The organism is Enterococcus sp. DIV1314a (assembly GCF_051713805.1).
Classification (GTDB): domain Bacteria; phylum Bacillota; class Bacilli; order Lactobacillales; family Enterococcaceae; genus Enterococcus_I; species Enterococcus_I aquimarinus.
Map to the genome: position 1 here is coordinate 1 of NZ_JBIOQP010000002.1, position 9308 is coordinate 9308.

Consider the following 9308-nt stretch of genomic DNA (forward strand, 5'->3'; position numbering starts at 1 on the left):
TCGGTCCAACTTTAGCAGCAATCATGAAGGCAAAAGAAGGCGAAACCGATTGGTTAAATCGTATTATAAACGAAGCTGTGACACGACTTAAACCAAAACATGAAGAAGCGATTGTTAAATATCATAGACAAGTAAATCTAGCGAATGATAGTCAGAATGTTGAATAGTGGATTTTTAGAGATTCTTTATTCTTTAAAAGATAGAAAAATAAATATAACTATACGCCTATTCTTTTAATATCTTTTTTAATATCTTTTTTAAACCTTTTTAAACCCTTTTTAGGGGAGCTGTATCCATTGGGGCTCTAAGGCTAGAGATACCCTAAGGACACCGAATTATCTGAGTAAGGACACTAAATTATCTGAGTAAAGACACCGAATTATCTGAGTAAGGACACCAAATTATCTGAGTAAGGACACCAAATTATCTTGATAAAGACACCGTTGATTTTAAAAAGTGTCTATAGTATGATAGACGTGAGGTGATCGATATGCAAGAATTGACAGTAAAATATAAAAATGAATTAAATACGATACCAATGAGAAAATTTAACACAAAAGAAATGGATTTATTTTTTTCAATTTGCGCTAAAATGAAAAACAAAAGCGTTAGTGTCGTTAAATTTGATTTTGAAGAATTAAAAGACCTTAGTGACTATAAAATGACAGCCACTAAGCATTTTGTAAAAGATTTAGAAGGCGTCTACGATAAAATGTTAGATTTAAAGTATCGCTTCGAGGACGACGAGGGCGTGATTGATAAATTTGTTCTATTTACTAAATTTAGAATCAATCCTAAGCAACAATACGTAGAGATTTCTGTACAACCTGAGTTAGAGTACATTTTAAACGAGCTTTCTAGCGAGTTTACGCAATTCGAATTAAAAGAGTTTACATCTTTGTCATCGAGTTATTCAAAGTCAATGTATCGCCTTTTAAAGCAGTTTAAAAGCAGCGGCTACTATACCGTTAAAATGGATGATTTTAGGGAGCTTTTAGATATTCCACGAAGTTATCGTATGACACATATCACACAAAAAGTTTTGCATCCAATTAAAAAAGAGTTGTCTCAATACTTCGAGCCATTTGAGATTAAAAAAATAAAAGCCAAAAAAGGCAATCGGATTGATCGCCTAGAATTTTTCTTTCATGAGAAAGAACATGATAATACTAAAATAAGCGTACCTATGCATAATTGGCTAGAAGATTAATTTCTAGCCAATTTTATTTCCACCAGGTCCACCATCTTTTTTTATCTGTGTTTTCTTCAATTAATTTAGTGTTTCTTTGTTGCTCATATAGTAATAATTGCTGAAATTGGTCATTTGCTTTTTGTAATTCTGCTATTTGCGTATCTTTTATATCTAGTTGTTCTTTTTGTGACTCAATTTGACTTTTTAATGTCTCTATAAGCTCTTTTTGCACTGATTCGACTGATTCTTTAGTGATTCTGTCTGAATCAACTTCTGATTCAGTGGGGATTGATAAACCTTGTTTTATAAGCTTTAGTGCTGATTCATCGTAAAGCAAAGCTGAACCGTTCTGACTCGCTTCATGAATTGCGTTTGATTTGATGTATCTATACACTGTAGACTTGCTAACACCTAATAAATCAGCTATTTCTTTAGTAGTTCTAAGTGATTCACCCATCAATTCACCTCCGATTCATATTGATTCGACTTATTACTATTGATTGTATCAATGAAAGCGATAAATAAAAAGAGGTTAACTTAATAAATCGGAAGTTTATTGATACTCAATCAAAAATGGAGTAATCTTACACAAGGATATATAAGATGATGTATCGTTAATGAATCATAAAATAACATTCATCAATACTTTTTCTTTTCTAATTCACAAAGTTAGAAAGAATTAAAACATTATAAAATCAAGGTGTGGATGCTCTAATTTTTAATCAAAAATAAAATTCACAAACAAAACGGCTGTATCCCTTGGGAGACGGGCAGGTTCTTGTAATGGTGATTATGTTACCCAAAGCTTTAAATAACATAAAAGTTATATTGATTCTTCTTTTAGTTAAAAATAATATAGCTTTAATAAAATATTTTGTAATAAAAATTATAAAGGTGGAACATTTTATGATGAAAACTATCGATTTATGTGCAGGAATCGGAGGTATTAGAAAAGGGTTCGAATTAACTGGCGATTTTTCTAATGTACTTTCTGCAGAAATAGATAAATATGCAATTCAAACCTATCGGCACTTGTACAACGAAGATCCTTCTGGAGATATTACAGATCGAGAATTTAAAAATAAAATTTTAAAAACAGATTTCAACGTGTTACTAGCCGGATTTCCATGCCAATCTTTTAGTAGAGCTGGTACAGAAAAAGGATTTTTAGATGATACTAGAGGAACTATTTTTTTTGATATTGCTGAAATCATTAAAGAAAACAAACCCGAGGCATTTCTACTGGAAAATGTAGATAATCTATTGTCTCATGATAAAGGAAAAACTATTCAAGTAATCTTAAATGTTCTAATTAACGAACTGGACTACACAATAGTAGGTGTTCATAGTGATAACAATGGTGGATTAACTTGGAATAAAAATTCTTTGATTCGAAATTCTAAAAGTTTTGGTATGCCACAAAACAGACCTCGAGTTTATTTAATGGGATTTAATAATAAAGCATTTTTTTCAAAAATAGAAAAACAAGATATTCAATCTATCCTTGGAGAATTACCCAAAACAAGAAGACGTGGAACTATTTATAATAATTTGAATGATGTATTAGAAAAAGATGTTCCTAAAAAATATTACTTAGCCTCTGGTATGTTACAGACTTTAGAAAAACATAAAAACAGACATAAATCAAAAGGAAATGGATTTGGATATATGATTGTCAATAGTCCAGATATAGAAAATCCGATTTCTAATGCACTACTAGCCACGGGGGGGTCAGGGAAAGAACGAAATCTCATATTGGATAGTAATAAATATGCTGGAGAAACTGTACCAAATAAACATACTCCTATAAATAATGTAGGGATTAGAAATATGACACCTACAGAATGGGGGAAATTGCAGGGTTTTATCAACTATGCTTTTATTGATGATAATGGAGTAGACAATTTCTCTTTCCCTGATACAATTTCAGATACACAACAATATAAACAATTTGGGAATTCCGTTACAATCCCTGTAATAGAGGAAATGGCATATTTTATGTCTGATAAGATCAACTGTTTAGGGGGGATTAAATGATTTATAAAGGAAATATAGGCGAATGGAGTGAATTTTACGTGCTCGTAAAACTGCTAGCTGAAGGAGTATTGTATGGGGCAGATGCCGATTTAAATCTTCAATCCCATTTAATGTATAACATTCTCAGTATATTTACAGATAACAATGAATACAGACGTGTTGAAAATCAACGCTCTGTTTTAATACAAACAGAAAACGAAAATTTCTTTGTTTCTTTTTCTGATTTTGATCAAGCAGCTCAAATTTTTTCACAAAAGATTAAAAGTGTTAATAATAAAAATAACGTTATCCCTGAATTAAACCCTTTTATAGAGAAAATTAAAATTACTAAAATTAAAAAAGACAGTACTAAGAAAAGTGATATCACAATAAAAATACACGATGTGTTAACGGGTTCTGATCCTGTTTTAGAATTTAGTATCAAATCACAATATGGAAAACCAGCTACTTTATTAAACTCTTCCCAGGCTACAAATTTTATTTATAAAATCGAACCTAAAATAAGTAACAATGATGTGCTAAGAATAAATGGTATAAGAAATAAAAAAGGTGGTAAAGTTAATCCCCCTATTAAAATAAAAGAAATTGAATCTTTAGGAAGTTCTCTGCAATTTGTAAAAATGAATAATGACACCTTCGATTTTAATTTAAAGATGATAGACTATTCTATGCCTAAAATCTTAGCAGAAATAATTTATGAAGCTAAAAAAAATAATGTGAAACACATTAAAGATGTTTTTGATTCTCATCTTAGCAATTTATCAGATAACGATAAAAAATTATATGAATATAAAGTAAAAAAATTCCTAATGAGTTCAGCACTTGGTATGGTTCCTGGAACAAAATGGGACGGTAATGATGAAGCAACTGGGGGATATATTGTAGTTAAAGATAACGGAGAACTTGCATGCTTCCATTTATATAATAGAAATGCATTAAAAGATTATTTATTTAACAATGTGAGATTTGAAGAGGGTTCAAAGAAAAAACATTTTTATGGGGATATATATGAAGAAGACGATTGCCAACTAATTAAAATAAATTTGGCATTCCGCTTTATTAAATAATTTGCTTTTATATCCAGATTGCGTGTAAGCTGACTCGCATTCGCTCCTCCTACCCTACGGGCTTCACGGAGCAGCTACTGCCAAGTCTGCTTACACTGGCATTTTATCCGTTCCTACACACGAATTTGTCGCAGCATTCGCCCTGATTGACGCAACCCAAGTTTGCTACCACTGCACTTTAACTCGATTAACACCGCTCGCTCCACAATCACACTCCCCCCCTGCGTTTTTTGTTCAGGTTGGTCTACCAAGCGAGTGGTCACACCCCCCCTCATTGAGCGCAAAAACCGCGCTCTTAGAGGAGGGATTGAAGTAAAACACACTACAACTTTTATTTTCTGAGGGGGGGAGCTTGTCGTTCCTGTTTCGACCTCCGTCGAAACACTCACAACAAGATTGCTACGCTCGCTTAGACCAGAGTGCCTTTGCGCCATAAATGGCGCAACTCGTGACGCACTGCTTCGCACAGCGCCACTTCGAAAAACATCAGACAGACTGCTATCGCAGACTGTCTTTTTTTCACTTGCGCTCAAGCACTCAGTCGTCAAAAAAACGACGACAAAGTGCAAAAGAACAAAATCACAGACTGATAAATCAGACTGTTCAAAAACCGCGTACATACCTATAACAGCGTAGATTTTATAATCTTTTTATAGCGTTGATAAAGCGCTTACAACAAGTTAGATTTAACACAAGGAGGTGTTATTATGTCAGAAAAACAAGCAATCAAAACTTGGAATAGTCGTAGAATTCGTTTGTTGTTTAATCACGACAATTGGGAGCACGATCCAAAGTCAGAACTCAAAAAATTGTCAATGAGTAACGTCAGTCAAGACGTCACTGATGACGATCTAAAAGCTGTCGCAACAACAATCTTAGCACTCGTCACTAACGCAGAAGATGATTCCTATTTGGAAGGAGTCGAAGATATTCAAACATTTGTCATTTTTTAATTTTGTAATCTGAAAATCATCAAATTGAAAGGAGCTAAAAAGAAAATGTCAGAACCAGTCGAAACAGTAAAAGTTGTAAAGTTTTTACGTCTAACGTTTAAAACGAATGATGGCGATCGCACAACCTCAATTCAAATCCCTTATCCACGAGCGGATTTGACCAAAGAAATCATCGAAGCTGCAATGGATACTATCATCAATACAAATGTTTTTTACTTTATGAAAACCGCAAGTAGATTAATTGGAAAGGATTCAGCAGAAATTATCGAACGTACTGTATTAACAACAGACTTCGATATTTCAGCGTAAAAAATGCTATGAATGCATTTAAAATCGTAACATTCCAAAATCCCAGCTACAAAAAATGCGAATCATGTGAGCGTGTAAAAGATATCTTTTATCGTTGTGAAATGCTTGATGCAAAAACACAAACAATGCTTTGCGGTTCATTTGATTTATGTAACATTTGCGGAGAAAACTTTGCAGATATCATAGGTCAAAAGGTCGTAAAAGAACGCAAAGTGGGAGGTTTTTCATTTGACTGAGGATATTATTTCGCAGATTGCCAATTTAGGATTTCCCATTTTTGTTGCATTATTCATGTTACTTCGCTTAGAAAACACGTTGCAAAAATTCAACGATACAATGAATCAATTGCTAAATGAATTCAAAAAAGAAAATAAGTAATAAATTTTGCCAGTCGTTTTTTGAAAAAATTGCGATTGGCAAAAATAGCACACGATAGATTTTTTAATCTATGCCATTTTGAGAGGAGTGAAAAATAAAATTTGGAAAAATTTCTCAGTCAAATGATGACGGAAAACAAAGCCAATAGCACGATTGACACGTATTATGCTCGACTTAAAATCTTTCATGACTTTCTAAAATCGACCGGAAACGATCCAAGAACTCTAACACCTGCGACAATGATTTTATTTAAGAACGATTTATTGAATAAGGGACTATCCGAACGATACATCAATAATATCTTATCCGTCGTCAAAAATTATTTTGATTTTTTAATACTCAATGGCGAGCGAACCGATTTTAATCCCGTATTGGCCCCACTCAAACTACGAGCGAAATACCCAGATACCAAAGTTTTAACATCCGATCAACAGCAACAATTTTTATCTTGGGCTTCCAATTTACAAAAAAATCTCTATGTAGGTTTCTTACTCATGTTATTTGGTGGTTGTCGTGTCAGTGAAGCCTGCAAATTAAAACTCTCAGATATTAGCTTGCATAAAAATGGCGCACTATATTTAACAATTGAAGGAGCAAAATGGGGGAGTGATCGAGAGGTCCCTGTCATGTGTTCCAATGCCGCCAAAATAATATATGAACATACACTTGATTTAGATATTTCCTCTTTACCTGTCACTCGCTGTAGCCCCAGAACACTCCAAACATATGCCACCCAATTCAGCAATATTTCCGGAATCCAAATGTCCTGTCATACACTACGTCATACTTTTGCCACTAGACTCCTGGAAAAAGGCGTTGAAATCGAGCAAATTCGGCGCTTAATGGGCCATAAAAACATCAACATGACAGCTCACTACACACAAAAAGCCAAAATCAATTTTAAATCAATCGCGCCAACCATTTGGCAAAATAATTAAATGACAAGACCTTGCCCTTTTGGAAAAGGGCAAATCCAAAACTTTTGTTAATCAACCCCAACCCCATTCATGGGGCTTTCGACTCGCCGTCTAACGGCAGGGGAATGGTCTGCCATTCCCGCAAACTTAGCGTCTAGCTAGTGGTTTAGCCGTCAATTATCGCTACGCTTGCCATTGACTGCACCGAGATTAGACTATCGTTTACAAATATGAGCTAACAATTAGTTTAGTCTGATATACCGCCAATAAATATACATGGCGCTGTCAACGGTACCGGAAGGAGCGTGAGCGACTGAGGATAAGGAGTTGATAGCTAGTATCTAGTTTCCACGCTAGAAGCCCAGGGGATGGTAAGACCATTCCCTTGCCCCACGGTGGCGAACCGTAAGCCCCATGAGTGGGGTTGGGGTTGATTTTAAGTTTTAGGGTTTGCCCTTTTCCAAAAGGGCAAGGTTTAAAGGAGAGAGAAAAAATAAAAATGAATGTAAATACAGCCATTAATCATTTTGAAAATTTACGAGCGAAAAAAATTACTTACTCGATGTACGGCAGTAGAACTGGTACAGATGGCACTGGTGATTGTAGTGGTGTTTTATATGCAGCGCTGTTAAAAGGTGGTGGATCCACTGAAAAATATCCGCCATCAACGGAAACTTTACATACTTATTTAGTCAAAAATGGCTATCAATTACATGTTGAAAATCGTGAGTGGGTACCTCAGAGTGGCGACATATTTATTTGGGGAAAGAAAGGCCAAAGTGCGTATGCTAACGGGCATACTGGTATGTTTATTGATAGCAAAAACGTGATCCATTGCAATTATGGTCGGAATGGGATTAGCATTGATGATTATGCCATCATTTTTTTAAATAGTGGTCGTATGTATTTTTATTGCTACCGTCTCAAAAACAATAGTAGTAATAATCCAATCACAATATTAGGAGGGAAAATAAAATTGAAAAAATATACGTTGAATGGTCCTGTTAAATTATTGACTAAACCATCTAATAAAGGTAGCCTGATTGCGCAAATGAGAAAAGGCGATATCATCAAGTTTGATAATATTGTAGTCGCTGAAGGTAAATTATGGGCATGCCAACCACGATTAACAGGATATGGTTACATCGAGATCGGCGCAATAAATCCGCATGGTTCTATCACCTAAAAAAGGGAGCGATAATATGAACTGGGTTAAAAAATATTATTTGGATGTTATAGGAGAGGAAGATGATGAGCTTGTCCCGATACCATTTTTTCGAAATGGCATTGTAATTTATGATCATGACTGTGACATCTGCAGAATTCTATATCAAGAACCATTAACCAATATTGTTGCTTCGATTATTTTAGTTGGCGATCTACATGTGGAAAGAGCACGTTATTATTTTGATAAAAATGAAGATTACTGGGTCACTTTAATTAATTAGAAATAACAAAAACAAATAAAATGAGTGAAAGTTCCAGGTCACGCCCCCGGTAACTAATAGGGGGGCGTGATGTCCTGAACAGTGTAACTATTAAGGAGGTTAGATAGTGCAAGATTTCAATCGTGACAACGGTTTGAGCGACTTTTTAAGTGCAAATTTTGACTGGTTGGAATTTACTGTGTTTAAGGATTGTTTAAATAACATCATCGAAAAAATGTTATTGATGAAATCCGCTGATTTTGAACCTTTACCAAAAGGACGATTTGGATACAATACGCAGCTCAAATGGTCTAATGGGCTAGTTTTTATTCTATATAATTCTGACTTTGCAGATAATCCTATCAAAAATGATCGAAATGGCGTTCATGTGATTATGACTGGGCAAGGGTGCCGCGCTTTTGAAGCAAAAGGTAATTTCCGCAAGCTTTTTTATTTAGTACTGGCTGAATCAAAAGAAAATAAATTTACAAGAATAGACTTAGCCATCGATGATAAAAAAGATGAAATCATTAATTTTGATACATTTTGGCATGAATTAGAGCAAGGTAACGTGTCCTCGAAATGGAAGACGTGGGATCTAATTTTAAGTCGAAACCTCGGTGATAATTCATTTAAAGGGCGAACCATTTATTTAGGTAAACAGACTTCTGATATATTTTGTCGGATTTATGATAAAGGATTGGAAAGAATTTCTAAAAATTACGTTGAAATTGAACCAGAAATTTTAGAGTGGACGCGATTAGAGATTGTTTTTAGAAGAGATCGAGCGAAATATTTATCACGATATTTTCTGCAAAATAATGATGAAGGTGTTGGTAAAGTTGCTTTAGCCGTTTTAAATCAATATATCCGTTTTTTAATACCCAATGAAGAAAATACCAGGAAAAGAAGTTGGGAGACAGCGGAGTGGTGGGAGACTTTATTGCATAATGTTGGGAAATTAAAATTAACTAGAGAAACTACTGAGCGGACAATTGAAGATTTTCAAGCTTGGATTGATAGACAAA

The 9308-nt window shown here is 34.4% G+C and carries 12 protein-coding genes; 11 read left to right on the forward strand and 1 reads right to left on the reverse strand.

Going from position 1 to position 9308, the window contains the following annotated elements:
• The first annotated feature begins 490 nt into the window (after positions 1-490).
• On the forward strand, positions 491-1210 hold the full coding sequence (locus IGI68_RS12205) for a replication initiation protein (protein WP_438733319.1): 720 nt from the start codon (positions 491-493) through the stop codon (positions 1208-1210).
• Between the two features lie 13 nt (positions 1211-1223).
• Here the strand turns inward: IGI68_RS12205 and IGI68_RS12210 are convergent, their stop codons facing one another.
• A complete protein-coding gene (locus tag IGI68_RS12210) occupies positions 1224-1649 on the reverse strand; it encodes a helix-turn-helix domain-containing protein (RefSeq protein ID WP_438733321.1) in 426 nt (141 codons plus the stop codon).
• A gap of 326 nt (positions 1650-1975) precedes the next feature.
• Here IGI68_RS12210 and dcm point away from each other — a divergent pair, with 326 nt between their 5' ends.
• The 10 genes from dcm to IGI68_RS12260 form a co-directional block, all read left to right on the forward strand.
• The gene (gene dcm / locus IGI68_RS12215) at positions 1976-3229 is read left to right on the forward strand and encodes a DNA (cytosine-5-)-methyltransferase (RefSeq protein ID WP_438733323.1); all 1254 of its coding nucleotides are present in this window, start codon (positions 1976-1978) and stop codon (positions 3227-3229) included.
• Positions 3226-4296 carry an HpaII family restriction endonuclease gene (locus IGI68_RS12220; RefSeq protein ID WP_438733325.1) on the forward strand — a complete coding sequence of 357 codons (1071 nt, stop codon included), beginning with the start codon at positions 3226-3228 and terminating at the stop codon, positions 4294-4296. Before dcm ends, IGI68_RS12220 begins: the two co-directional genes overlap by 4 nt.
• 707 nt (positions 4297-5003) lie before the next feature.
• On the forward strand, positions 5004-5249 hold the full coding sequence (locus IGI68_RS12225) for a hypothetical protein (protein WP_438733327.1): 246 nt from the start codon (positions 5004-5006) through the stop codon (positions 5247-5249).
• Between the two features lie 45 nt (positions 5250-5294).
• A complete protein-coding gene (locus tag IGI68_RS12230) occupies positions 5295-5558 on the forward strand; it encodes a DUF2922 domain-containing protein (protein ID WP_438733329.1) in 264 nt (87 codons plus the stop codon).
• 8 nt (positions 5559-5566) lie between these two features.
• Positions 5567-5794 carry a hypothetical protein gene (locus tag IGI68_RS12235; RefSeq protein ID WP_438733331.1) on the forward strand — a complete coding sequence of 76 codons (228 nt, stop codon included), beginning with the start codon at positions 5567-5569 and terminating at the stop codon, positions 5792-5794.
• Positions 5787-5936 (forward strand): YvrJ family protein, encoded by a 150-nt coding sequence (locus IGI68_RS12240; RefSeq protein WP_438733333.1) that lies wholly within the window; start codon positions 5787-5789, stop codon positions 5934-5936. The genes IGI68_RS12235 and IGI68_RS12240 overlap by 8 nt, the downstream gene beginning before the upstream one ends.
• A gap of 101 nt (positions 5937-6037) precedes the next feature.
• Entirely contained in the window at positions 6038-6874 is an 837-nt protein-coding gene (locus IGI68_RS12245; protein WP_438733335.1) for a tyrosine-type recombinase/integrase, read from the forward strand.
• Positions 6875-7283: 409 nt separating this feature from the next.
• Positions 7284-8039, forward strand: a complete 756-nt coding sequence (locus tag IGI68_RS12250; protein ID WP_438733337.1) for a peptidoglycan amidohydrolase family protein — start codon at positions 7284-7286, stop codon at positions 8037-8039.
• A gap of 16 nt (positions 8040-8055) precedes the next feature.
• A complete protein-coding gene (locus tag IGI68_RS12255) occupies positions 8056-8301 on the forward strand; it encodes a hypothetical protein (protein ID WP_438733339.1) in 246 nt (81 codons plus the stop codon).
• A 106-nt stretch (positions 8302-8407) separates the two neighbouring features.
• On the forward strand, positions 8408-9308 hold a 901-nt coding region (locus IGI68_RS12260; RefSeq protein ID WP_438733341.1), incomplete at its 3' end, for a replication initiation factor domain-containing protein.